Source organism: Paraglaciecola sp. 25GB23A, assembly GCF_040012495.1.
GTDB lineage: Bacteria > Pseudomonadota > Gammaproteobacteria > Enterobacterales > Alteromonadaceae > Paraglaciecola.
The window spans coordinates 1,096,729-1,120,452 of the sequence record NZ_JBDYKM010000001.1 but is presented as its reverse complement, the minus strand read 5'-3'; the positions used below and the strand labels follow the sequence as shown (position 1 = coordinate 1,120,452).

The 23,724-nt window shown below is 41.7% G+C and carries 21 protein-coding genes; 13 read left to right on the top strand and 8 right to left on the bottom strand.

Annotation, left to right across the window (positions count from 1 at the left end):
• The first annotated feature begins 50 nt into the window (after positions 1-50).
• The 9 genes from ABKW31_RS04730 to ABKW31_RS04690 all read left to right on the top strand — a co-directional run bounded on the left by ABKW31_RS04730 (position 51) and on the right by ABKW31_RS04690 (position 9,112).
• Positions 51-893, top strand: coding sequence for a peptidylprolyl isomerase (locus tag ABKW31_RS04730; protein WP_348615070.1), 843 nt, complete (start codon positions 51-53; stop codon positions 891-893).
• A 62-nt stretch (positions 894-955) separates the two neighbouring features.
• Entirely contained in the window at positions 956-1,243 is a 288-nt protein-coding gene (locus ABKW31_RS04725; protein ID WP_348615069.1) for a hypothetical protein, read from the top strand.
• A 541-nt stretch (positions 1,244-1,784) separates the two neighbouring features.
• Positions 1,785-3,128 (top strand): Na+/H+ antiporter NhaA, encoded by a 1,344-nt coding sequence (gene nhaA, locus ABKW31_RS04720; RefSeq protein WP_348615068.1) that lies wholly within the window; start codon positions 1,785-1,787, stop codon positions 3,126-3,128.
• A gap of 108 nt (positions 3,129-3,236) precedes the next feature.
• Positions 3,237-4,094, top strand: coding sequence for a transporter substrate-binding domain-containing protein (locus ABKW31_RS04715; RefSeq protein WP_348615066.1), 858 nt, complete (start codon positions 3,237-3,239; stop codon positions 4,092-4,094).
• A 288-nt stretch (positions 4,095-4,382) separates the two neighbouring features.
• Positions 4,383-5,624 carry a gephyrin-like molybdotransferase Glp gene (gene glp / locus ABKW31_RS04710; RefSeq protein ID WP_348615065.1) on the top strand — a complete coding sequence of 414 codons (1,242 nt, stop codon included), beginning with the start codon at positions 4,383-4,385 and terminating at the stop codon, positions 5,622-5,624.
• A 52-nt stretch (positions 5,625-5,676) separates the two neighbouring features.
• A complete protein-coding gene (locus ABKW31_RS04705; protein WP_348615063.1) occupies positions 5,677-7,038 on the top strand; it encodes an MATE family efflux transporter in 1,362 nt (453 codons plus the stop codon).
• Positions 7,039-7,485, top strand: a complete 447-nt coding sequence (locus ABKW31_RS04700) for an MOSC domain-containing protein (protein ID WP_348615061.1) — start codon at positions 7,039-7,041, stop codon at positions 7,483-7,485. It abuts the gene before it with no gap.
• Positions 7,486-7,666: 181 nt separating this feature from the next.
• On the top strand, positions 7,667-8,284 hold the full coding sequence (locus ABKW31_RS04695) for a hypothetical protein (protein WP_348615060.1): 618 nt from the start codon (positions 7,667-7,669) through the stop codon (positions 8,282-8,284).
• Between the two features lie 288 nt (positions 8,285-8,572).
• Positions 8,573-9,112: a DUF2780 domain-containing protein gene (locus tag ABKW31_RS04690; protein ID WP_348615058.1), complete on the top strand. Its 540-nt coding sequence runs from the start codon at positions 8,573-8,575 to the stop codon at positions 9,110-9,112.
• Positions 9,113-9,230: 118 nt separating this feature from the next.
• Here ABKW31_RS04690 and ABKW31_RS04685 read toward each other — a convergent pair whose 3' ends face one another.
• The 3 genes from ABKW31_RS04685 to ABKW31_RS04675 all read right to left on the bottom strand — a co-directional run bounded on the left by ABKW31_RS04685 (position 9,231) and on the right by ABKW31_RS04675 (position 14,696).
• Positions 9,231-11,921: a TIM-barrel domain-containing protein gene (locus ABKW31_RS04685; protein ID WP_348615056.1), complete on the bottom strand. Its 2,691-nt coding sequence runs from the start codon at positions 11,919-11,921 to the stop codon at positions 9,231-9,233.
• A gap of 100 nt (positions 11,922-12,021) precedes the next feature.
• Entirely contained in the window at positions 12,022-12,861 is an 840-nt protein-coding gene (locus ABKW31_RS04680; protein WP_348615054.1) for an alpha/beta hydrolase-fold protein, read from the bottom strand.
• Complete coding sequence (locus tag ABKW31_RS04675) at positions 12,858-14,696, bottom strand: alpha-amylase family protein (protein ID WP_348615202.1); 1,839 nt, start codon at positions 14,694-14,696, stop codon at positions 12,858-12,860. Before ABKW31_RS04675 ends, ABKW31_RS04680 begins: the two co-directional genes overlap by 4 nt.
• Positions 14,697-15,065: 369 nt before the next feature.
• On the opposite strand from ABKW31_RS04675, the gene ABKW31_RS04670 reads away from it, so the two are divergent.
• Both ABKW31_RS04670 and ABKW31_RS04665 read left to right on the top strand, forming a co-directional pair.
• The gene (locus tag ABKW31_RS04670; RefSeq protein ID WP_348615052.1) at positions 15,066-15,335 is read left to right on the top strand and encodes an RNA-binding protein; all 270 of its coding nucleotides are present in this window, start codon (positions 15,066-15,068) and stop codon (positions 15,333-15,335) included.
• A 32-nt stretch (positions 15,336-15,367) separates the two neighbouring features.
• On the top strand, positions 15,368-15,934 hold the full coding sequence (locus ABKW31_RS04665) for a DUF502 domain-containing protein (RefSeq protein ID WP_348615051.1): 567 nt from the start codon (positions 15,368-15,370) through the stop codon (positions 15,932-15,934).
• A gap of 115 nt (positions 15,935-16,049) precedes the next feature.
• On the opposite strand, the gene ABKW31_RS04660 is transcribed toward ABKW31_RS04665, so the two are convergent.
• From ABKW31_RS04660 to ABKW31_RS04645, 4 genes are all read right to left on the bottom strand, one after another.
• Entirely contained in the window at positions 16,050-16,817 is a 768-nt protein-coding gene (locus ABKW31_RS04660; protein ID WP_348615049.1) for an EAL domain-containing protein, read from the bottom strand.
• A gap of 139 nt (positions 16,818-16,956) precedes the next feature.
• Positions 16,957-17,109 carry a DUF5989 family protein gene (locus ABKW31_RS04655; RefSeq protein ID WP_348615047.1) on the bottom strand — a complete coding sequence of 51 codons (153 nt, stop codon included), beginning with the start codon at positions 17,107-17,109 and terminating at the stop codon, positions 16,957-16,959.
• Positions 17,109-17,540: an SxtJ family membrane protein gene (locus tag ABKW31_RS04650; protein WP_348615046.1), complete on the bottom strand. Its 432-nt coding sequence runs from the start codon at positions 17,538-17,540 to the stop codon at positions 17,109-17,111. Before ABKW31_RS04650 ends, ABKW31_RS04655 begins: the two co-directional genes overlap by 1 nt.
• 4 nt (positions 17,541-17,544) lie before the next feature.
• A complete protein-coding gene (locus ABKW31_RS04645; protein ID WP_348615045.1) occupies positions 17,545-19,440 on the bottom strand; it encodes a carbamoyltransferase in 1,896 nt (631 codons plus the stop codon).
• Positions 19,441-19,610: 170 nt separating this feature from the next.
• On the opposite strand from ABKW31_RS04645, the gene ABKW31_RS04640 reads away from it, so the two are divergent.
• Together ABKW31_RS04640 and ABKW31_RS04635 are read left to right on the top strand one after the other, a co-directional pair.
• Positions 19,611-21,482 (top strand): CDC27 family protein, encoded by a 1,872-nt coding sequence (locus tag ABKW31_RS04640; protein ID WP_348615044.1) that lies wholly within the window; start codon positions 19,611-19,613, stop codon positions 21,480-21,482.
• Complete coding sequence (locus tag ABKW31_RS04635; protein ID WP_348615043.1) at positions 21,479-23,200, top strand: hypothetical protein; 1,722 nt, start codon at positions 21,479-21,481, stop codon at positions 23,198-23,200. Before ABKW31_RS04640 ends, ABKW31_RS04635 begins: the two co-directional genes overlap by 4 nt.
• A 183-nt stretch (positions 23,201-23,383) precedes the next feature.
• Here the strand turns inward: ABKW31_RS04635 and ABKW31_RS04630 are convergent, their stop codons facing one another.
• Positions 23,384-23,629: a hypothetical protein gene (locus tag ABKW31_RS04630; protein WP_348615041.1), complete on the bottom strand. Its 246-nt coding sequence runs from the start codon at positions 23,627-23,629 to the stop codon at positions 23,384-23,386.
• Between the last annotated feature and the right edge of the window lie 95 nt (positions 23,630-23,724).

Genomic DNA, 23,724 nt, shown 5'->3' with positions numbered 1-23,724 from the left:
TCTAAGGCGAGTTTTTTGTTTGAATAATTGAAATATTAATTGGTATCACTATGAAAATACTTTTTTCGCTCATTCTACTCTTACTTAGTCCAGCCTTGTTCGCGCTGGAAGAATGGCGTAATCCTGATGCAGACAACATTGTCTATTTGCAACTTGATGGTGGCACCGTAATCATAGAGCTTGCGCCGTTTATCGCGCCAAAGCATGTTGCGCGCTTTAAAGCCTTAGTAAACGAAGGCTATTATGATGGGCTTGATTTCTATCGAGTTATCGATGGTTTTGTTGCTCAAGCGGGCGATATAACCGAGCAAAAACTCACTGCTCACAGCAGCCCTTTAGGCGCTGAGTTTAGTCGTAAAGCGCCGGCTGATTCAAATTTCACTGTTGTTCAGTCCCCTGATTTTATCGCGCCACAAACTGGCTTTTTAAATGGATTTATTGCGGGACGAGACCCAATCACCACAGACGAATGGCTGCTGCATTACCCGGGTAATGTCGCCATGGCACGCAGTACTGAAATCAATTCAGCCACCAGTGATTTTTATATTGTTATGGGACAGGCACCGCGTCACTTAGATCGCAATATGAGTTCTTTCGGCCATGTCTTATATGGGATGTCGATCATACAAGCACTGCATCGAGCTGAGAATAATAACCCAAGTGGTATTATAGAAAAGCCAGAAAAACGCAGTAAAATTATTAGCGCAAAAATGGCAAATAAGCTGCCTATTGAACAACGGATTAATATCCAAGTACAGGAGCCCGCTTCAGCAGCGATGCAGCAGAGACTTACTAGTGCTAAGACCCTAGACAACGAGTTTTTTTACTTCAAAGGTAATGGCAACCTCGATATGTGTTATTACCAGTTGAAAACACGAATTGTCGATAAATAAACTAGTTTAAACACTTATTTACCTGCACTATGTCAGTAATAAAGTACCAATAAGAATTTATTATGAAATTAGATAAAGCGCAAAAACGACTGAACAAACTGCATAATCGAGGCGATCATGGTTATCCAATGATAGAAATCCAATACTTTGGAACAAATTCTGTATTGGCGACTAAAGTAGCAATCAGTTTTACCCAAGAAGCGGGTGCTCAAACCTTTGAAGAGTCATTCACCGCGTTGACAGATATCCGACTTGATGAAGTAGTGCAAACGACTTTGTTGAAAATCATTGACCGAGCTGAAGCAAAAACTGTGATAGTGAAAGAAGGTGTCTTAATAATTCCAACTTAATAAATGAGCAAATAGACTACCACTGTGCTAAACCGCCAAAGATGAGAGTAAAGTAGATACCCTGCTGATTAAGATTTTTGATTTCATCGATATTTTTATAAAGTTTGTTCGCACCTCAAAAAAGCTAAAATCCGAGTATATCAGCACAATTCGCCTGCGAATGTTGTTTCTTGTTTTGTTAAGCATACTAGTCGCTTGTCTAGCCTAAGTTTGAAACCTGAGCCGCATATCTGTGCAGAAAAGGGATTACTTGCAGTTAGTTTCAACGAATTCGGCACTAACCAAGATAATCTGTGTTTCCAATACTCCCATAGTTAAATTTTCTTTATGCTATAATCAGGCACTTGTGGGCAATAAGCCAATAACGGCAGGGACGATCTATCAAGTTAGATTCATAATTAAATCAAGACGCTCTTATTGAATATTTGTTTCCCCTGTCATTTGTAAATATCTTAAAACTCTCAAAAAACATGCACTATTACAGTTGCTTGAGATTCAAGCTTCGCTCGGCTATTTTTAATAGGCTTTTCATAGGATTAAGATGACTACCGAATCTAAAAATGCATTACAACGTGGATTAGAAAATGTTCACCAACCTTTTTCTAAATTCATTCGAACTCAGACAACTTCCAGCCTGTTTCTTCTTTTTTCTACTATTGCAGCCTTATGGCTGGCGAATTCAGAATTCTCCTCTGCCTACTTGAATTTAGTGCACACCCCAATTGGTTTATTTGTGGGTGATTTGGAAATTCGCGCGTCACTCAAACATTTTATTAATGATGGTTTGATGGTGATATTTTTCTTTTTGCTCGGACTTGAGATTAAACGAGAGGTGCTAAGCGGTGATCTGGCGCGGGCTGAAAATCGACGAATGTTAATGATTTGTGCCTTAGGTGGAATGCTTTTACCGGCGTTTATTTACTTATTGTTCAACTGGTCACTTGACTCACAGATCGGTTGGGGGATCCCTATGGCAACCGATACCGCGTTTGCCCTAGGCGTTTTAACCATAGTGAGAAAACACATACCTGCCAGTCTTTTGGCTTTTATCGTTGGTCTAGCAATAGTCGACGATGTTGGCGCAATTCTAGTAATTGCAATCTTTTACACTGAGCAAATATCGCTTATGCATCTATCAGGTGCACTGGGACTTATTATATTTTTGGCCGTCGCCAACTACGCAGGCGTTCGACAGCCGCTTTTCTATATTATGGTCGGTATCACAACCTGGTGGCTGATGCTTAAATCGGGCGTTCACCCTACTGTGGCTGGCGTTGCTATTGCATTAACGGTGCCGGCTCGACCTAAGCGAGCATCAGAGAAGTTACTGGCAAAAGCTAAATCAATAATTAGCGCTTTGCAGAAGAAAAAACAAGAAGTGGATGTGCTCGGTAGCAAGCAAGATCACCAGCAAGTGCAAGAAGTACGCGAAGTAGCAGAACGTGCCAGCACACCTCTTCGTCGTTGGGAAGATATACTTGACTTGCCGGTAAGCTTATTAATCTTGCCGCTATTTGCATTTACCAACGCTGGCGTTGTATTTAGCTTAAGTTCACTTACCGCTAGTCTGAAAGATCCTATTGGACTGGGCATTATTACTGGCTTGGTTGTCGGCAAGTTTATCGGTATTTCTGGTGCTTGTTGGCTGGGCCTACGTTTTAAAATTGGCTGCTTACCAAATGATGTTAACCTGCAACATGTCATCGGCGCTTCACTCATCGCAGGAATTGGCTTCACGATGTCGACGTTTATCGCTACCTTGGGTTTTGATGGGCATCCGGAACATCTTAATACCGCAAAAACATCGATTTTAATCGCTTCGGTTCTTGCTGCTTTTCTTGGCCTTCTGTATTTACGTATTGTTGCTTCGAAAAAAAATTCCTAACAACCAATTAACTATTAATTGACTATGAAAAAATGGGCTTATTTAGTTAAGATATATGAGCCGCGCGTAAATACCAACAGCGCTGACGTTTAGGAACAACAATTGTCGATGAAAACGATATGGATTATTGTCTTTTTTTTTTGTATTAGCTTATTTACTTATTTAGGCCTACGGCTCAAGTCTGAAGCTCCTCAACCCTCATTGAGTGTTCAACCAGACTTACACAACACAAGAACAACGAACAAGTCGAGTTTAACCTTACTGACTGAGCATAGTCCTCCTGGTGCTTATTTAGATGCTTCGGGACTGGTAAAGGGTAAAACGGTTGAGCTTATTAAAATAATAAGTCGGCGACTTGGTGAGAAAACATCTGTCGACGTTCTAGCTTGGGCACGAGCATTAGAATTAACCAAAACTCAAGCTAACATGGCTTTATTTGAAACCATCAAATCAGAAGAACGTAAAGATTTGTTCCACTGGGTTGGGCCATTAAAAATTTACGATATAGCCTTGTACGGGCGCGAAGACAACATTACTTTACCCCTATCACCCAACATCATTGCCACAAAGCTAGTTGCTTGTGCTAATCGAGGTTCAAGTTATGTCGATTATTTACAAGAACTGGGGTTTAAAATAGGTAGCAATCTAGTACTAACGGTTAATGAAGACAACTGCGGAAAATTAATGATTCAAGGCAAAGTTGATCTTGCCCCCTACAACGAGCAGTCTATTGAAGCGATGGCCGCAAAACTCGATCCGCAAATAACACTTATTCCTGTGTTGCCACTGTCACAAATATCGCTCTACTTAGCATTTTCAAAAGATATTAGCGAAGAACGGGTCGGTCAATGGCAACAAGCCTTAGAACAAAGTTACCGTGATGGAACAATGCGTAAGTTGTATAGCGGCACCTATAATGAAAAACTCATCAGTCGCCTCGAAGCTTTGGTTAATAACAGACCATAAACTTAGCGCATAAATCTATGCTTTTGTTGGACGTGTGTAACCGTAATTTAAGAACCAATCTAAAAATCTTAGACATTAATCAAAAAATTTTAAATAGTTGGTGATTACTCGTATTCATAATCTCCACTAATTCACTTATATGCAGTTTTAAAATCACCCTTATTATCTATCTTTTTTATACACTTCGGTGCTACAAATTGTAGTAAACAGCCCTATCGTTTAGGCTTATTTTTTGCCATAGTACGCAGCTATTTTTATGACCGTCGTTTGTCGGAACTGGGGGATGTTGTGAACACACTAGAACACTGTGATACGCCGGGTTTAATGCCACTTAAAAATGCAATCGAAAATATACTGGCGCAAGTCACTGCCATCAATGAAACAGAAATATTAGACTTAGGTTCGGCCAATAAAAGAGTTCTGACCGCCGATATTATCTCGCCTATTAACGTGCCACCTGCTGATAATTCGGCAATGGATGGTTATGCCATACGCGCAGCCGATTTAGATAAAAAGGCGCAACTCAAATTAGTGGGTACCGCGCTGGCAGGCCAGCCTTATAGCGAAAAATTGGGGGTAGGTGAATGTGTGCGTATTATGACAGGGGCGCTTGTGCCACTGGGTGCTGATGCGGTAGTAATGCAAGAAAATACCCAAGTTAACGATGGCTTTGTTGTGTTTAAGCAGCAACCTAAGGCGGGTAACAATATTCGTTGTGCTGGTGATGACATTCGCCAAGGTGAACTTGTACTTAAAAAAGGCTGCTTTCTTGGGCCGGCAGAATTAGCCCTTATTGCTTCAATTGGTCAAGCAACAGTTGAGGTCACTAGGCAACTTACCGTTGGTTTAATCGCCACGGGAGACGAACTCACTAAGGCAGGTAGCCCACTAAAAACTGGCGGTATCTATGAAAGCAATAGCTACGCTTTGAGTGCTAAACTTGAAAATATCAAGGTAAATATACGTAATTACGGTATTATCGCCGACGATAAAGATGCCTTGCGCGGCATATTCGCCCGAGCAGATGATGAATGTGATGTCATCATTTCATGTGGTGGCGTATCGGTCGGTGAAGCAGACTTTGTTAAAGATATTTTGCTTGAGCTGGGACAGATTAACTTTTGGAAAGTTGCCATCAAACCAGGCAAACCTTTTGCCTTTGGTCAACTCAATAAGGCCTATTTTTGTGGCCTACCTGGTAATCCTGTTTCATCTTATGTGACCTTTGAGCAATTAGTATTGCCGTTATTATCTGCTCTATCTGGGCAAAATGTGTTAAACGACCAGCAACATTATTTCGTGGCTAAAGCGGCAAACAATATTAATAAACGTGCGGGTAGAGCTGATTTTCAGCGAGCTTATTACTATCGAGATGAACAAGGACAATTGTGGGTAGAGGCGCAACAGAATCAAAGCTCTGGCGTAATGAGTTCAATCACTAAAGCTAATTGCTATTTACTACTGACACAATTTCAGGGCAATGTTGCACAAGGTGAAAATATTAATATCTTGCCCTTTGCACTGCTCTGACAACAGAACAACCAACCTACAACCCATATAAATTGCATAAAAGAAGAATGAAGTGGCGTTTAAAAAAGAATTAAAAACTATCATACACTTAGCTTGGCCTTTGCTTATTGCGCAGATCACGCAAATTTTAATGGGTGTGTCAGACACCATCATGGCAGGTCGTTATTCGGCGACTGATATGGCAGCAGTGGCGATTGGATTTGGCTTTACCCTGCCAGTCATTGTATTTATCCAAGGTATTACTTTGGCCTTACCTCTGATCATTTCGCGTTTTAACGGAGCAAAACAAACCGATAAAGTAGCCAACTATACCCAACAAATGGCATGGTTAGCCATGGCGTTTGCTATGCTTGCTTTTGCTTTTAGTTTTGTATTTCCACCACTATTAGACTTAATTGAGATGGATGCTCAGGTGAGATCGATCACTTACGCTTACATACAATATATTCTGTTCAGTATGCCTGCCTTTGCACTTTATCAGGTATTGCGCAACTACTGCGAAGGTTTGTCTATCACCAAACCGAGTATGGTCATTATGGGCATAGGTTTATTAGTCAACATTCCCGCTAATTATATATTGATTTACGGTAAGTTTGGCCTACCTGAGTTGGGCGGTATAGGCTGTGGTATCGCCACCGCCTTGGTGTTTGTAGCAATGTTTTTTGCCACCCTCATTTACACCAAATATGCACGAAAGCTGCAACAATTTAATTTGTATCAACATCTATATTGGCCAAACATACAACTAATAAAAGAGTGTATAAAACTCGGCTTCCCCATTGCGATGACCATTTTATTTGAAGTTACCTTGTTTGCAGTGGTAGCTATTTTACTCGCCCCTTTTGGTGCAACTATCGTCGCATCTCATCAAATTGCTCTAAACTTCTCAGCGCTGATGTTTATGATCCCGCTAAGCTTAGGCATGGCAACCAGCATTAGGATCGGGTATTTGCTGGGTGAATCACGTCCCGAACAAGCAAAAATTGCCACCCGTTGTGCCTTTCTACTGGGCATAAGTATTGCGGTTTTTACCGCAACCTTAACCGTACTAGCACGCGAACCGATTGCTCGACTGTATAGTATTGATGAGGAGGTCATCACATTAGCCTCTAGCTTGTTATTGCTCGCAGCAATGTTTCAATTCTCAGACGCCATACAAGTTATTTCAGGTACTGCCTTGCGCGGCTATAAAGACACCGCATGGATGTTTTATCTCAGTTTTATTTCTTACTGGATTGTGGGCATGACCATAGGCTGCATATTGGGCTTAACCGATTGGATTGTGCCTAAAATGGCGGGAGCTGGCTTCTGGATTGGTTTTATCTGTGGATTGAGCACGGCTGCAATATTACTTGGTTTACGTCTTAAATATGTGCAATCTCAACCCATTTTAGTTAATAAAGAAAGCCACTAAATGACACATTCTATTACTTTACAAGGCATTGCCTTTCGACCCAAAGTTAAAGCGCCGATGCAGCTCAAACCAGAAACAATGGTGACACGGGTAGCAGGTATTGATGGTGATGCCCGCGGTAAACCGGGCAAACGTCAAGTTACTCTATTAAGCGAAGAACAATGGTTGTTAGCCTGTGAAATCTTGAATACCCACTTACCTTGGACCATCAGACGCGCTAACTTATTACTTAAAGGTTTGCAATGTGATGCGAGCCTAGTCGGTAAACAAATTAAAATTGGCGGACTCATTTTGTTAGTGACCGGTGAAACCGATCCTTGTCCAAAAATGGATGCCCAAGTAATGGGCTTAATGCAAGCCTTAACGCCGGATTGGCGTGGAGGTGTGTGTTGTAAAGTGATTGCCGATGGTAGGATAAAAATAGGTGATAGTGTGTCCATTATTTAATCTAAAGCGATAAAAACATCTTAGTGCTCAGAAAAAAAGTGTCAGCTTTTTTATCAATTTATTTCAAAAGAAAACAAACAAACAAAATAAAACCAATTATATCAATAACATAAGTATTGGCACAAATAATGCTATATCAGTATTGCGATTTGCATCATTTATTTATATTAAGGTTTTAACAATGAAATTTAATCATACATTGAAGCAGTTTTTAACCGGAACAATTGTCTCTTTAAGTTTTGCTTACAGTGCTCAAGCAGGCTTAATTAGTGTCAAGTCTATCGAGATAAGCAATGCCATAAATAATTGGTTGCAAGTATCTGAGGTCGTCGCTTTAGATAATTTAAGTAATGATGTTGCCTTATCAAGTGCCGGCGCAATAGCAACAGCGCCGGATACTTGGAGCTCATTTTCAACTCCAGCAAAAGCAATCGATGGCATTACTGCTGGTAACTACAGCTTAGGCCAAATATTTCATGAAGGTAGTAATAATAGCCACGACAGCTTGACGATAACATTTGCATCAGTAGTTGAACTTATGTCAATCCAGATTTTCGGCAGAACAGATTGTTGTACAGACCGTGATTTTTATACAGTGTCATTCTTTAATGACAGTGGTGACAATTTATTTACCACTTCTGTAGATTCGCGTTTTGGCGCTCATCCAGTCGTTGTATTACCCAATACTGCAAGCGCGAATATTCAGAACTCAGTAGCGGTTTCTACACCAAGCACTTTAGCTCTGTTCGGTTTAGCTTTACTTTCATTTGGCTTAACTCGCAGAAAAATGACTAAATAGTTAATATTTTATGCTTAAAAATGCCGATGTTGCTCGCAACATCGGCATTTTAACATCTAGCTTCACTAAATTGGCCAAACTGTCATCCTCCCTCAACATTAGCCTAATATTGATCTACAGCGCTGCGGACAGCTTACTTGAAGGTTAATATGACGAATTGCGTGATTCTCGTTATGAATTTTGCATTTTCCATTGGCTATGTGCCTTACAAATAATCCATAATAACCACCAGTAATTCGATCCCATCGAAAATTTATAGTAGTCGACATCATCATTCAGGAGAACAAGATGAAATTACAACACCTAAGCCTTATGTTAGCTGCGCTTGCCTTCAGCCCTCAAAGCCATGCAGAAGGTTGGCTTGATTCTTTAAAAAGCATGTTAGGTATGGAAGTTGAAGCCGAGAAACCAGCCATGCCGAATGTTGGTGATATGATTTCTTCGGTCAGCGGAAAACTAGGGGTGAGTGATTCACAAGCCAGTGGTGGATTGGCCTCTCTTTTTAATTACGCAAAAGGTAATTTATCAACTGAACAATTTAGCGGTTTAGCCGATTCATTGCCTGGCGTGGGTGACTTGCTCAAATCTGTGCCTGATGTGAGCAATATAACCAGTGAAGGTGGTTTAGGTGGATTAATGGATAAGGCCGCCAACTACAGCGATTCGTTAAAAGCGGTTAATGACGTTAAGAAACAATTTGAAGCCTTAGGTTTAAAACCTGAAATGATTATGCAATATGTTAACGCTGCAAAGGCTTACCTTGATACCGATGAAGGTAAAAAAATCAAAGATACTTTGATGCAAGGTTTGAGTAAACTTAGCGCTTAAACTACCTGCACCGCTGAGCTTTTGCAGCTTTAGCGTTTACCAACAAAAAGCCCACTATCGCGTGGGCTTTTTGATATTTAATACTGGATGGTATACACCGAACCAGCTTAATAAGTCTTCACTCTTTTACAGTAACTTGAATATCATGTTGCCAGCTAAATTTAAGATACAGTGTGCTGGTTGATTCTTCCCAATACATGGCGGTCTTACTTTTGTCTAAGGTGTCTAAGTCAGCAACTAAAGGCAAAGATGCCAACATGGGGGCAGGTTTATTTTTCTCCGTTGCAAGTGTTACACTGGGCGCCGGTTTGACAACCAAACCTGTTGCTGTTGTTTGATTAGGCACACTATTTTCAATTAACACCGGCTCAACCGAGGTGTTTTCTAGTGGCGAGCTACTATCAGGCAATAAGCTTTGTATCACTTTTTGTGCTTGTACTGGGGCTTTGAGCCAATTATGAATAATCAAACGTATATCTCGCTTACGTGGCATCCCCTTATATTTGCCTACTCGATTCAAGCTAATTTCTAGTTGTTTATCTAGTTGCTTGGCATTAAAACTCAATGTTTCGTATTCGCCCAGAGCGATGGCATTAGGATTTTTACCATCATCGTCGTACATGGTAGCTTGCGCAGAGGTGACGCTGGTATCTGAGTAGTAGTGCAAGTCTAATTGCGCTGTAGAATAATCATCGGTACTTTGCACCGGTTGCACCATAGGTAAAAAACTTCCTGCTCTGACCATGACCGGAATACGATCTAACTCGGTTTTTAATACAATGCGTTGACTGCCTTCATAAGCATCATCACTCCAAAAATCAAACCAGCGACCAGCAGGTAAATCAACGCTAATTTCACTTAAATTAGGCTCAGTAATAGGTTTAACTAATAAGGCTTTCCCCCAAAAATAGCTGTCTTTAATATCAATTAAGGCCGGATTACTTTCATCTTCAAAAAATACCGGGCGCATCAATGGCATGCCAGTCAGGCTGTTTTCGTAAACTAGAGAATAATTATAAGGCAACATAGCGTAGCGCAACTTGACATGTTCACGCAGGATGTCCTTGGTTTGTTTGTCATGAAAAATAGGCTCTGGAGCGATTTCTTCCTGTCCGTGTGGACGATATACCGGTTGAAATACACCATATTCTAACCAGCGAATATATAACTCCTGATCAAAGGCATCTCCGCCAGCAAAACCACCTAAATCTGAATGGGTATAAGCTAAACCCAACAAGCCCATTTGTAAGGATAATTCGACCTGAGGTACTAAGCCACCCCATGAGCGGCTGACATCCCCTGTCCACGGGATCATACCGTAGCGCTGCGAGCCTATAAAACCACTGCGCATCATGACAAACGGACGCTGTTTAGGCGCAATTGCCCGTTGATTATCGAACACTTGCTTAGCCCACATATGTCCATAGGCATTGTGAATTTCATCTGCAGTAACAGTCATGCCATTAAACTGATGGAGGGTATCACTAGGATGCACCTCTGGCTCACCTAAATCCCCCCACCATCCGGCAACACCTTGCTCATAGAGATTGGTATAGATGCCGTTAAACCATTGGCTGGCTTGCTCAGAAAACACATCAATCAAACCCGTATTACCAAAGTAAAAATCATATTGTTTAGCTTGCTTATCAAGCCCGAGTGCCAGCACATTGTTGTCCACTGCTTCTTGCCAACGTTTTGAGGTAGACAAGATAAACGGTTCGGTAATAACGATGGTCTTTACTCCTTGATCTTTAAAGTCGGCCATCATGCCTTCGGGGTCTGGAAAGGCCTCTTTATCCCAATCCAAATTACCCATCATGCCTTTAATATCTTTACCAAACCAGTAAAGGTCAAGTACCACCGCATCAAGTGGAAATCCTTCATCGATAAAGGCCTGTACCGTATCGCGGGTCTCTTGTTCGCTGTGGTAGCCAAAGCGCGAAGCAAAATTACCTAGGGCCCAGCGCGGTGGCAAAGGTTGCCGCCCGGTTACATTGACCGTATTTTCAATGAGCTGTGGATAAGTTTCACCGGCAACCACAATGTAAGCGGTTCGCCCTGCCACGGCTTCAAATTGCAAGACATCACTTTGCGTATGCCCCAAGTCCATAAAACCACTGGCAGAATTATCAAAAATCAAGGCGTAATGTTCGCTCGACATAACTGCAGACAAACCAAAATACATTTGTTTGGATTCTGTGGTATACCCATAGTGTGCACGGTTATATAAGGGAAAGCGCTGACCGCGGCGATCCATACCCAGGACGCGCTGACCACCGCCGAGTAATTTTTCATTGGCCTGTAACTTAAACCGGAAACCGCGAGTAGTGGCATGCTGAAACAAACCCACTTCCTCAGCTATCAGCAGTTTACCTGCCTGATAATAAGATATTTGCAGGGGCGACTTTGATATTACTGCATTAATATTGCCCGCATTAACGGATAAAAACTCTATATTATTGGCCACATCTAAGGGCGTAGTTTGCGCTTTTTCACTGATGGCAAAAGAAGGCAATTGCTTGCCTTGTGCTGTTTGATATAACACTTCAAACGCAGAATCTCCGTAAGCACGCATCACCACTCGACCTTCGTCACTGTCAATAATGAGTGTATTACCGTCAATAGAATGGCTCTGATAGTTGGCAGCTATAGTGGCCGAACTTAGGCCTAAAACACATAACAACAGTAGCAATGACCTTATGGAGCGGCCTTGCGACTCTAGCTTGAATCGAGTTGTTATATCAGAGTAAGGCCTAAGCCAATTCATTTTGCCAAATGTCGGTACTAAGCCTGTAGGGCTGGATTTCATATTGATGTCCTTGTTACCGCCATTACCGGCGGTTACCTGAGTAATTAACTAATTAAAGATATATTGGCACTTTCGATGGCATAGCTATTAAACCACAGGCCTAAGGAGCAAATAACCACTGAATTGCAGGTAAAAATTCTTGGCGCCACAGAGCTTCGTTATGCTCGCCTCCCACTACCCGTTTAAACTGCATATTTTCACGGGGGTGTCCCTGCTCTTTTAATTGACGTTCCATGCGACCTGTATCAACAATCATGCCGTCCCCTTCCTTATCGCCAAACATCACATAAATTTTGGCGTTAAGCGCAGCTTTATGGCTTTTGCTGAATTCAAATACTTCAGATGAGTACCAATAGGCGGGTGAAAAGATCATCGCCTTTGCGAAGACTTGCGGATAAGCGTGAAGGGCATAATGGGCAATTACCCCCCCCATGGAACTGCCGATGATAGCGGTATCTTGAGGCTCTGGCTTAGTGCGATAATTATTGTCTATGAAGGGTTTAACTACTTCTACAATAAAGTTCACATATAGTTCGCCTTCTGCCGGTCCAAAACGCTTATTTTCCCACGGTGAGTATTCATTTATGCGTTTATCACCGCCATTATCAATACCAACCACAATAAACTTTAAGGCCTGTTGCTGAGCGAGTTCATTGAGCGTTTCGTCAACGCCCCACTCTCCCGCATAAGCGGTAGCTTGATCAAATAGATTTTGACCATCTTGCATATAAAGTACCGGATAGGCGTCGCTAGAAAGCGCGTAATCTGGCGGTAAATAGAGACGCACAGTGCGTTGCCTATCCAAGCCATCCAGCACAAACTTAAAGGGCAATACCTCAACATTAGCGGCAGCTGTTGAGGGCTGAATATTGGCTTTAGAGCCTTCAGTGCAAGCACACAACAACAGCAAAACACTTAAAAAAGCGCACTTAAATTTCATTTTAATTGGATCACCAAAGATTGCATGGGGTCTAATGTCGCACTAAATACCGCTTGTTGCTCCTCCACGTCAAGAGAATATTGTTTGCCCGTCAACATATCTGTGACTTTATGATTGCCACTACCTAACATCATCTTTTGCACTAGTTCGCGCCCGAGTGGCAAATTAAGATTGACACTTTCACTTGTTGAGAAATGGCTCACCACCAGTAAACTGTCAGTTGCAGTGTAGCGTACAAATGCCGCAACTTTAGCCGCACTGTCATTACCTAAGCGTGTCACTCGGCCTGCAGCATCGGTCTCAACTGAATATAGATGATTCGCCAGAATAGGGATCCCTTGATACTCACCCAACATAGCCGGATGAAAAGCAGAAATGCGCAACACTTTGACATAGTAGTCACGTAAGGCTTGTTCTTCTGCACTGAGCTGAGCACCATCGAATTTGCCATTATTCATCCAACGTTGATGAGCCGGCACCCCAGCGTAATCAAAAATAGTCGTGCGACTGGGTTTACCAAAGCCCATATCTTCACTACCATCTTCACCTACTTCTTGACCAAAATAGATCAAGGTAGGTGAGCGACTCATCAGCGCTGAAACCACTAAAGCAGGTTTGCCCATTTGCGCCCCCCCGACTAATCCAGCAAAGTCGTTGCTGGGAATTCGTTGTTCATCGTGGTTTTCTAAAAAATGCAGCATATGCGACTCAATATCAGCAATACCTTGTTGAATATAATGGAGTTTCTGCGCCGATTCTTTGCCTTGCATGATGGCTTTTAAGGTATCGTAAAAGTCAACTTTATCGTAAAGATAGTCCATTTTACCCATTTGAATATAATCACGGTACAAATCTGGGTTGTATACCTCAGCCAGTAAAAATGCTTGCGGATTGACGCTTTTTATTGATGAATTTAAATAACTCCAAAATTCCACTGGCACCATTTCTGCCATATCATACCGGAAGCCATCAACACCCTTCTCTAGCCAAAACTGGGCAATATCTCGAAATTTTTGCCAAGAATCTGGAACTTGCTTGTCAGCCCAAAATGTCTGATGTTCACTAATACCGAGTTTTAAATATTGCTCTGGCAGACGGGGGAAATCATAAGACCCATCAGGCTTGACCCCGTAGTTAACTTTTACGGTTTCATACCAATCGTTAGCATGAGGTTGGGCTAAGCGTGAACCGTTACCAGTCCATTTAGCCGGATATTCCTTAAATAAGCCGTCACTCAAAGGGTGCGATGCGCCACCTAAAGGTTGATAACCATCAAGGGATACTGGCACCTCAAAATCTTCGCCCACCACGTAATAAAAGTTATTATCACGGCTATATTCCACAGTCGTATCATCATTTTGCCCAAAGTCTGAGACTCCAGCAGTTTGATGCAAAGATTGATAATTACGCGCCACGTGATTGGGTACAATATCGATAATAACCTGCATGCCATTATCATGTGTGCGTTTTATTAAGGCTTCGAATTCAGTCAAACGCTGCGCGGGATCATCAGCCAAGTCAGGATTAACATTGTAATAGTCTTTAACCGCATAGGGCGAACCGGCTCGCCCTTTGACCACATCAGGATCGTCATTACTAATGCCATAGGCGCTATAATCGGTGATGACATCATGATGCGGCACGCCTGTGTACCAAATATGGGTTACGCCCAGTTGTTTAATACCTTGTAGAGCCGTATCGGTAAAATCACTAAATTTGCCGACGCCATTTTCTTCTATCGTACCCCAAGGGATATTAGTTTGATTTTTATTGCCAAATAGTCGAGTAAACACCTGATAAACAACAGGTTTACCTTCTGGTTTAGTGGGCAACATGGTGTCTATATCGCTTGACGGTGTAGTACTACCATTTGGGGTTTCTTTATTTGCAGGGGTACAGGCCAAGGTTGCTCCTAAGGTCAAGGCAATCAAACTTAAGTAGCAGGCATGAACACCTTGTCGCAATTTGGTTGGGCGCATAGTTAATATATCCTAACAAAGTACAAGTCGTTGCAGAGATTATTATCCGACGCTTGTGTTATTAACAAAATAATTACAAATGATACCTTTAGCTGAGGGATTCTGACAGCGTACTACATACGTATTCAAGTCTTACATATAGTTAAATTTCAGCTCTGACACTTTTACGTAACCTGTTAAACTATACGCATTATGCTACCCAGCTTTTAAAATAAAGAGAAAAAAATGAAAATACTCGTCAGAAATTTAGATCGCGAAACCACAGAAGAAGAACTACTAGTGGCTTTTTCAGCCCATGGCAAGGTGCAATCTTGCACTATAATTCGAGAAAAAAGTAATGGTTTGTCCAAAGGGTTTGGCTTTGTTGACATACCCAAACCAGGTGAAGCTAAAGCCGCCATTAAACATCTTAATGACACTTACTTAGGCGCCAATAAAATTAGGGTTAAATATGCACAAAACCTTAAGCCTGAGACACCACCTAAGGCCCAATGATATTTTTTAAGCCCGTTTTTCTTGAGTAAAACATGAATAAATTAGTTACCCTTTCCGTTAAAGGACTCGTTGCTGTATTGCCTTTAACCTTGACCTTATACTTTGTCTATTGGTTTATGGAAGGCACAGAAAGCTTATTACAGCCCTTTGTTCCCAACCACCTATATTTTCCTGGTTTGGGGATACTGCTTGCTTGCGGCATTATTTTACTGGCAGGCCTATTAATGAACTTATATTTTGTTAATGGCTTAGTGGCATTTTTCAACCGCCAAATTGAAAAAATCCCCTTAATTAAATCTATCTATGGGGCGATTAATGACATCATGACGGTTTTTTCTATCAAAGATAAAGACACCAGTAAAACAGTGGTTTCTATTGAGATTCAACCCAATATGCATTTGATCGGTTTTATTACCGGCGAAAAAACCGGTCAGCAGTTATTTAATGATGAGGATAAAATTGGGGTTTATATTCCCTTTAGCTACCAAATTGGCGGTTATACCTTGTACGTTAAGCGTAGTCAGGTTACCGCACTAAATATCAGTGCTGAAGCAGCCATGCGCATTGCCCTTACTGGCGGTGTGAAAGCAACTAAATAAAATGAATTGTGCATAAGCCATGTTATGCACAATATTGAGTCTGTCCTACTAAAGGCTGTTCTGTTTTCTACAACGCACTGAGCTAAAAGTATCCGCAACTCTGGTAGTGAAAGTCCTAAAACTGACTAAAATCAACTTCAGGTAACGATTCAAAGCCTGGTTTTGCAAACAGATAACCTTGCATGAGTGAGCAACCCGCTTCGGCTAACCAGTGCATTTCATCAAGAGTCTCAATACCCTCAACTAAGGGCGTAATACCCATATCATGAAACATGTTAAGGCAATTTTTGACAATACTCTGCCTAGCTTTGTCGGAAGCGATACCACGAATTAAACCCATATCTAATTTTACGATATCGGTTTGAAAATTGGCCAACAATCCTAAGCCGGAGAAACCTGCACCAAAATCATCAATCGCCGTCTGGAATCCTAAAGCTCGATAATATTCAACGACTTTTTTGACATGTTCAGCATCTTCAATTTTTTCAACTTCAGTAAACTCAAACATAATATTTTCAGTCGGAAAGTTGTATTGTTTTGCCGCTTCCAAGGTAGTTTTAATGCAACGTTCTGGATTGTATATGGCATTGGGCAAAAAATTGATACTCAACTTTGAAGTGAGTTTTAACTTTGCTGCCAGAGCAATGGCTTTCACTCGACATTGCTGATCGAATAAATAACGATTGTCATCATTTACCTGTGAAATTACCGAATAAGCAGATTCGTTATTTGGCCCGCGACATAAGGCTTCGTAGCCGAAAATAGTTTTAGTCTGCCAATCAATAATCGGTTGAAAGGCCATTGTAAAATCAAAACCTAAGTTATCTTTATTCTTACACTTACTGCAATGATGTTGGGATGTTAACTCATTTTCGCTAGACACTTTATTGAACCTTTAAGCTGATTTACTTAATTAGTTTAGCGTAAACAAAACAAGGAAAATACAAGCATTGTCTACAACTAAGCTGAAAGTCGTGTTAAGACTAACTATGGTATAAAGTTTACCTTAAATTGACCAAAGACTAAAACAAAGTATAAATAAAAGTGGCTAACGAAGATTGCTGTGTGGCCACCACTAATCCTCCCAGTAAGGCCAGTACCACAACGATGGGTAATAGCCATATTTTTTTTCTAACCCGCAAAAAAGCCCATAAGTCTTGAATAAACTCCCACATTAAAACGGATCCTTCATATTCTGTTTAACGTTATTATCTTGGCGTTTAATCCAAAATGAATGTTGTTTATGCTTATTTTTGCCTGACTGATACTGTAATTTACCCAAATTACGCATCAAAAAACCAATTGGCATGATCAAGCCATAATACGCAAGGGCCAAGATCACTCGCGTATTAAACCATCCAAGTACACCACTAATAGCTAGCCATAGTCGACAGGGATAATACAAGCCTTTAGGATAGACAACATACAAACTCAGTAAAATAGTGCTCAACAGTGCAGGCCACCAATAACTTAGGCCCCAGTGTGGACTGCGCGCAAACAACCAAGGAAGCAAGCCCATAAACACCAGCGGAAATGCCCAGATCAGGGGAAACACGATGGCTTTTAGACCGGCGATATCAGTTTTCTTTACTGTCAGTTTCAGCATAATGTCAATCTAATTCAAAGCTAAGAGTTTTGGCTGCCCGAATCAGTTCAAGCGGCATCAGGCTTTTGTCGAGCACAATATTATTCATCACTAAGTAGTCCATATCTGTGGCCAGAAAACAACGAATAGCATCCTGTGGCGAGCAAACAGGCGGTTCGCCCCGCACATTAAATGAGGTATTGATCACAACCCCACAACCAGTGAGTTGTTTAAAGGCTTCAATCAAAGCATAAAACTCTGGATTACTTTGGGCATGCACGGTTTGCACGCGGGCTGAATTATCAATGTGGGTAATAGCGGGTAAATGCGAGCGCAGTTGCTTGAGCTTTTCAAGTCCAAACAAAGTCTCTTTATCAGTATTATCAATCAACAAAGCAGCCTGCACATCAGCTACTAAAAGCATATAAGGGCTTGGCACATTAAGTACAAAATACTCACTGACATCCTCAGCCAACACCGCAGGGGCAAAGGGTCTAAATGACTCTCTTTGTTTAATTTTTAAATTCATGATTGATTGCATTTTAGGGCTGCGCGGATCACCAATGATTGACCTATTACCCAGTGCCCGAGGACCAAATTCCATACGCCCTTGAAACCAACCAATTACATTACCCTCGCTCATTAACTTCGCAATCCTGGCATACAGAGTAGACCAATCATATTCCCTATATTCAAGCCCCTGTTGCTGTAAACAATGCACCACTGCTTGATTGCAAAAGCGTGGCCCAAGATAAGCGCCATGCATAGCATCTTGACCAGCATTCGATGTAAGGCGAGCTTGTTCAAAATATTGATGCCAAGCCAACATTGCCGCGCCTAAGGAGCCCCCCGCGTCTCCTGCAGCCGGTTGGATCCAAATATTGTCAAATATAGCCGCGCGCAGAATACGGCCATTGGCCACACAATTTAACGCCACTCCACCAGCTAAACACAGATTTTTACAGCCAGTTTCACGCTGGGCATAACCGGCTATTTTTAGCACAATGTCTTCTGTAACCACTTGAATAGAACGTGCTAAGTCCATTTCTTTTTGCGAAACCTGAGCATTAGTATCGTTTGGCGGCCCACCAAATAAAGCAGCAAACTTGCTATTAGTCATCGTTTCGCCAGCAGGGTAATCAAAATAGTCCATGTTCAGTTGAAAACTTCCGTCATCTTTCACCTCTATTAGATGCTGATAGATAAGATCAACGTATTTTGGTTCACCATAAGGCGCCAAACCCATGAGTTTATATTCGCCAGAATTAACCTTAAAACCACAGTAATAGGTAAAAGCTGAATAAAGTAAGCCTAGTGAATGAGGAAATTGCAGCTCCCACAGAGGACTTAAATTTGCACCTTTGCCATGCCAAGCTGAAGAAGTCGCCCACTCGCCTACCCCATCTAGGCACAAGACAACGGCTTCATCAAAGGGGCTTGGATAATAAGCGGAAGCAGCATGAGATTGATGATGCTCACAAAATAGCAAAGTCGGTACCGGGGGTTTCTTTTGCTTTTTTTTCTCAACAGCAACACTGGTACTATTTAATATTGCCCGCTGTTGATGAATTAACTGACGGCATTCTTGACGTAATACAGCTTTTAAATAAAGTTTTTCTTTTAGCCAAATAGGCATAGCACGCAAAAATGACAAAAATCCGCGGGGCGCAGTGGCCAGATACGTTTCGAGTAAACGCTCAAACTTGAGCATCGGTTTGTCATAAAACACAATGGCGTCAAGTTCGTCTAATAGGCAAGATGCATGACTTAAACAATACTTGATGGCCTGAGCCGGAAAGGCAGGATCATGTTTTATGCGACTAAAACGCTCTTCTTGCACTGCAGCAACAATATTGCCATCAACCACTAAAGTTGCCGCGCTATCATGATAGTAAGCTGAAATACCTAAAATTTTTGTCATTTACTCTCATTAAAGCGTTTAGGTTAAAGTTGTAAATAATATGTTATTTATGATTAAATTCACGGTTTTTTTTATGAATACGAATGCACAACATTAGACTGTTTAAGTGAGTAAACCTAAGTGAATTTTGATGATAATATCCTAGTTGCGCTTAAATAGACGACGTATCGATGACTTCTAGAAAAAAAATACAAAGCCATGTTAAACACAACAGCAATGCCAAGCCTCTGCGCCCTGTGCGTAGTTACTTCTATGTCATTATGTTGCTGTTACCTATTGTTATTTTAACCAGTGTTGAGTGGGGCTTACGTTTAGCGGGCTTTGGCCATAGTTACCCTTTATTTATCTCGGCTACGGGAGCTGAGGGTTATATCCAACCTAATCCTGAGCTGATTAAACGTTATTTTCATCGCCCCGAATTAGCGCCTAATGTGAGTCCAGACACCTTGCTATTTAAGCAGAACAAGGCACAAGATAGTTTTCGTATTGTGCTGTTGGGCGGCTCTACAGCAGCCGGATTTCCCTTTGGTCGTTTTGGTTCGATCACGGGCCAGTTACAAACGCGTTTTAAACGGCTTTACCCCGATAAAAACATCGAAGTCATTTCAACCGCTATGGCCAGTGTTAATACTTATACCCTATTAGATATTACGCCAGAGATAATCGACATTGCACCTGACCTAGTGTTGATCTATGCCGGTCACAATGAATATTTAGGTGTCATGGGTGTTGGCTCGGCTTATGCTGGTAAAGGCAGTCGAGCCGCAAATCTACTCTTTTTAAAAATCAAAGATTGGCGTTTATTTCAGTTGGTAGAATGGGCTTATTATGCTTTATTTAATGCAAACCAAGCCCAACTAAATCCTAAAGATACGAGCCATACTCTAATGGCTCAAGTAGCAAAAGAAAAAAACATTCCACTCGACAGCCCCCTGTTTAACGCGGGGCTTGAGCAATTTGAACAAAATTTAGGGCTCATTTTAGCCCGGTTTCAACAGGCTAAAGTGCCGGTATTAATTGGTACCTTAGCGGCAAATGAAGCTCAGCAACCTCCGTTTGCTTCTGCCCCCCCTATCGATTTTTCAACCATTAATAATAACCTGCTTACGGATAGTGGCTTAGCGAAAGAGCAACTCGAAAAACTGATTGACGAGAATCCCAACGCGGCAGAGCCTGAATATAAACTCGCTTCACTCTATCAAGCTCAAGCTGATATCCCTCTTGCCTTGCAGCATTATATTCAGGCTAGCGACAAAGACTTACTGCGTTTTAGGGCCCCAAGTATTTTTAATCAAGTTATTCGCCAGCAGGCTCAACGTTATAATGCCAGTGTGGTTGAAAGCCAAGCAAGTCTGAGGCAATACAACGGTGGCTTAATTGATCACACCCTGATGTATGAACACTTACACCCCAATAAATTAGGTTATTTTGTATTAGCACAAACCTTTGTTGAGCAGATCATCAAAAGTAACTTGCTTGGACCGGTTTCGCATCCGGTGAGTGAACAACAAGCCTGGCTAGATATGCCGTTGTCAGAAGTCGATATCATTAATGCAGACTTTAAAATTAAAAACTTACTGGCAGATTATCCCTTTAGTGCAAACCCGCAAAAAGTGGAGTTTGGCCCTATCGACAGTTTTGAACAGCAGATGGCATTCAATTGGCTCAAAGGCACGCCTTGGCTTGAAATCCAACAAGACTTATTAACTGCGTATCAGCAGCATAATAATCTGCCGCAAGCAGCAAAAATAGCGGGTATTTTATTTGATGCCCTGCCGCACAAACCACAGCTCGCTATTGTGGCGGCAAAGCTTTATCGCGATTCACAGGATTTTACTCTGGCTTATTATTATGCTCGCAAAGCTCATGAGCTTGAGCCGCAAAACGTCAATTATTTGCTTACTTTGGCGCAAATGCTGTATCAAACCAAGCGACTAGATAAGGCGATCGCTAGCTTGCAAGAGGTGTTAACTTTATCGCCAGATCATAAAGAAGCGCGGTATTATCTCAATCAATTAAGCATGCAGAAAAAAGCCCTATGACAATCAAAAAACACCCTAAAAAAGTGACAGCGTGGTATTGGGCCATTGCCATCAGCTTGCCCTTGGTTTTTTTGGGTGGATTAGAAGGTATTTTAAGAATGTCGGACTACGGTAACGACTACCCTTTATTTATTAAAAATCCAGCCAACCCAAATTATCTGCTACCACGCCCTGATATTGTTAAACGTTATTTTGCAGCCAATGCAGATATACCCAGTGTTACGATGGAAGCGAACTTTTTATTGACCGACAAACCTCAAAATGGCTTTCGACTTTTTGTGCAAGGCGGCTCAACCGCAGCGGGTTTTCCTTATGGCTTAGGTGCCTCACTTGCCGGTATGCTGGACAAACGTTTAAAAGCGACCTTACCTGAGCATCATGTTGAAGTGGTTAATACTGCACTTGCCGCCGTTAATTCATTCACTGTTTTAGACTTAACTGATGAAATTATTGCACAGCAACCAGACGCAGTGTTGCTGTACTTAGGTCACAATGAATATTTGGGCATACTGGGTGTAGGCTCAAACTATACGGCTGCCAACTCTTATGCCAGTACCTTGCTATTTTTAAAATTACGCTCGTTGCGGCTATTTCAATTATTACAAAATAGCTATGCCAGTTTACAAGGTCATACAACCGCCTTTGCTACAGAGCAAAATAACTCGCGTACTTTTATGGCCAAAGTGGCTAAGCACAAAGATATTCCGCTCAATTCTGATTTATACAAGGCAGGACTTGAACAATTTTCTGACAATCTGCAATTGATCCTGAATAAGTACCAACAAGCCAATATACCAGTGTATTTGGCCACGATTGCCAGCAACCTACTCGATCAAAAACCCTTTTCTAGCGAGCCCATTGCGCCTGAAATCGACCTTGCTCTGCAAAAAATCAAGTCCACCATGGCCGGTACAGATCAACAACAAGCGATCAATTTAGCTAATCAATTAGCTGCATATATAGATAAGACTGACAACGCATCGGCGCATTATGAGTTAGGTCGTCTTTATGTCCAGCTCAACCAAGCAAGTGGGGCCAAACAACAACTTGAGCTTGCCCGCGACTTAGACCGTTTACGTTTTAGAGCCCCCAGTGAGCTAAATGCAATTATTCGAAGCACAGCAGAAAAATATGACAGTGTAATTTTAGTCGATGCTGAGCAGCACCTCAGTCAATTTTCGCCCATGGGGTTGATTGGCAATAATTTGATGCTTGAACACTTGCATCCCAATGTCCGTGGTTATTTTTTGTTAGCTGACAGTTTCTATATTGCGCTTAAACAACAGTTAAAACTAACAGACTGGCAATCCGTGAGCATCGAACAAGCGTGGACAGAACGACCTTTATTGCCAGCAGAAGAATACACGGGATTTGCCAAAGTCTTGCAGTTAATGAATGACTACCCATTTGTTGAGCCAAACGAAGATGGCAAAGAAAAACCCCTAAATTTACCGCCTGCCACTGATTGGCAGCTCGCCTTAGGCAAGGCCGTCTTTTTAAAAAAAATTGATTGGCTGAGCATGATGAAAGAATGTTTGACCCGTTATCAAGCAGATAACAACAAGGAAATGACACTTAAAACCGCGGTAATATTAGCTGAAGCCCTGCCGCACGACAGTCAAATTAATCAGTATGTGGCACAACTTTATGCGCAACAAAATAGTGCGTCATTGGCCAACTATTATACCCAACGCAGTGCACTCGCTAAGGCTCGGTAGAATGTGAGTTTTGTTGTGGCACAAGTTCGGGTTGTGCGGCATCATTATTCACCGCAGCGGGCTGCCTCTGTGCTTCTTTATATAGCGCTTGATAATATTCTGGGGAATAACAGTCAGTAACTAAGCTATCATTTTTTTTGCATAATGCTTTATTCGCATAGTTAGCAGGAAATAAAGGGGCATTTACTGCGGCCGTATTGTTAGCATTTTTCCAGCGATATAATTAAACACCGTTTTTATGACTTTAACATCTTGTTCAAGACCTAATTTTGTCAGCCCGCCTGTATCTAGTCGTGTAGGATCATTAACGGCCTTATCTTCATTAGGGTCTCCAGCTGCGGCTAAAATAGCTAAATCACCCGCTAGACCAAATAGGGTAGATCCTTGCATCGTAATCAGTACAAAAAGTAATAAAAATGTTTTAGCCATATGTTGAAAATCCCTTACTGGAGCGCAATTTATTATCCAACATCTCCGACCACCTAAGCAATCTTTGGTTCATTGAACCAATAAGATATTAGACA

Coding starts and splice junctions, on each gene's coding strand:
- ABKW31_RS04730 (WP_348615070.1), top strand. CDS start 51: ATGAAAATACTTTTTTCGCTCATTCTACTCTTACTTAGTCCAGCCTTG.
- ABKW31_RS04725 (WP_348615069.1), top strand. CDS start 956: ATGAAATTAGATAAAGCGCAAAAACGACTGAACAAACTGCATAATCGA.
- nhaA (WP_348615068.1), top strand. CDS start 1,785: ATGACTACCGAATCTAAAAATGCATTACAACGTGGATTAGAAAATGTT.
- ABKW31_RS04715 (WP_348615066.1), top strand. CDS start 3,237: ATGAAAACGATATGGATTATTGTCTTTTTTTTTTGTATTAGCTTATTT.
- ABKW31_RS04700 (WP_348615061.1), top strand. CDS start 7,039: ATGACACATTCTATTACTTTACAAGGCATTGCCTTTCGACCCAAAGTT.
- ABKW31_RS04695 (WP_348615060.1), top strand. CDS start 7,667: ATGAAATTTAATCATACATTGAAGCAGTTTTTAACCGGAACAATTGTC.
- ABKW31_RS04690 (WP_348615058.1), top strand. CDS start 8,573: ATGAAATTACAACACCTAAGCCTTATGTTAGCTGCGCTTGCCTTCAGC.
- ABKW31_RS04685 (WP_348615056.1), bottom strand. CDS start 11,921: ATGAAATCCAGCCCTACAGGCTTAGTACCGACATTTGGCAAAATGAAT.
- ABKW31_RS04680 (WP_348615054.1), bottom strand. CDS start 12,861: ATGAAATTTAAGTGCGCTTTTTTAAGTGTTTTGCTGTTGTTGTGTGCT.
- ABKW31_RS04675 (WP_348615202.1), bottom strand. CDS start 14,696: ATGTTGCCCACTAAACCAGAAGGTAAACCTGTTGTTTATCAGGTGTTT.
- ABKW31_RS04670 (WP_348615052.1), top strand. CDS start 15,066: ATGAAAATACTCGTCAGAAATTTAGATCGCGAAACCACAGAAGAAGAA.
- ABKW31_RS04665 (WP_348615051.1), top strand. CDS start 15,368: ATGAATAAATTAGTTACCCTTTCCGTTAAAGGACTCGTTGCTGTATTG.
- ABKW31_RS04655 (WP_348615047.1), bottom strand. CDS start 17,109: ATGTGGGAGTTTATTCAAGACTTATGGGCTTTTTTGCGGGTTAGAAAA.
- ABKW31_RS04650 (WP_348615046.1), bottom strand. CDS start 17,540: ATGCTGAAACTGACAGTAAAGAAAACTGATATCGCCGGTCTAAAAGCC.
- ABKW31_RS04645 (WP_348615045.1), bottom strand. CDS start 19,440: ATGACAAAAATTTTAGGTATTTCAGCTTACTATCATGATAGCGCGGCA.
- ABKW31_RS04640 (WP_348615044.1), top strand. CDS start 19,611: ATGACTTCTAGAAAAAAAATACAAAGCCATGTTAAACACAACAGCAAT.
- ABKW31_RS04635 (WP_348615043.1), top strand. CDS start 21,479: ATGACAATCAAAAAACACCCTAAAAAAGTGACAGCGTGGTATTGGGCC.
- ABKW31_RS04630 (WP_348615041.1), bottom strand. CDS start 23,629: ATGGCTAAAACATTTTTATTACTTTTTGTACTGATTACGATGCAAGGA.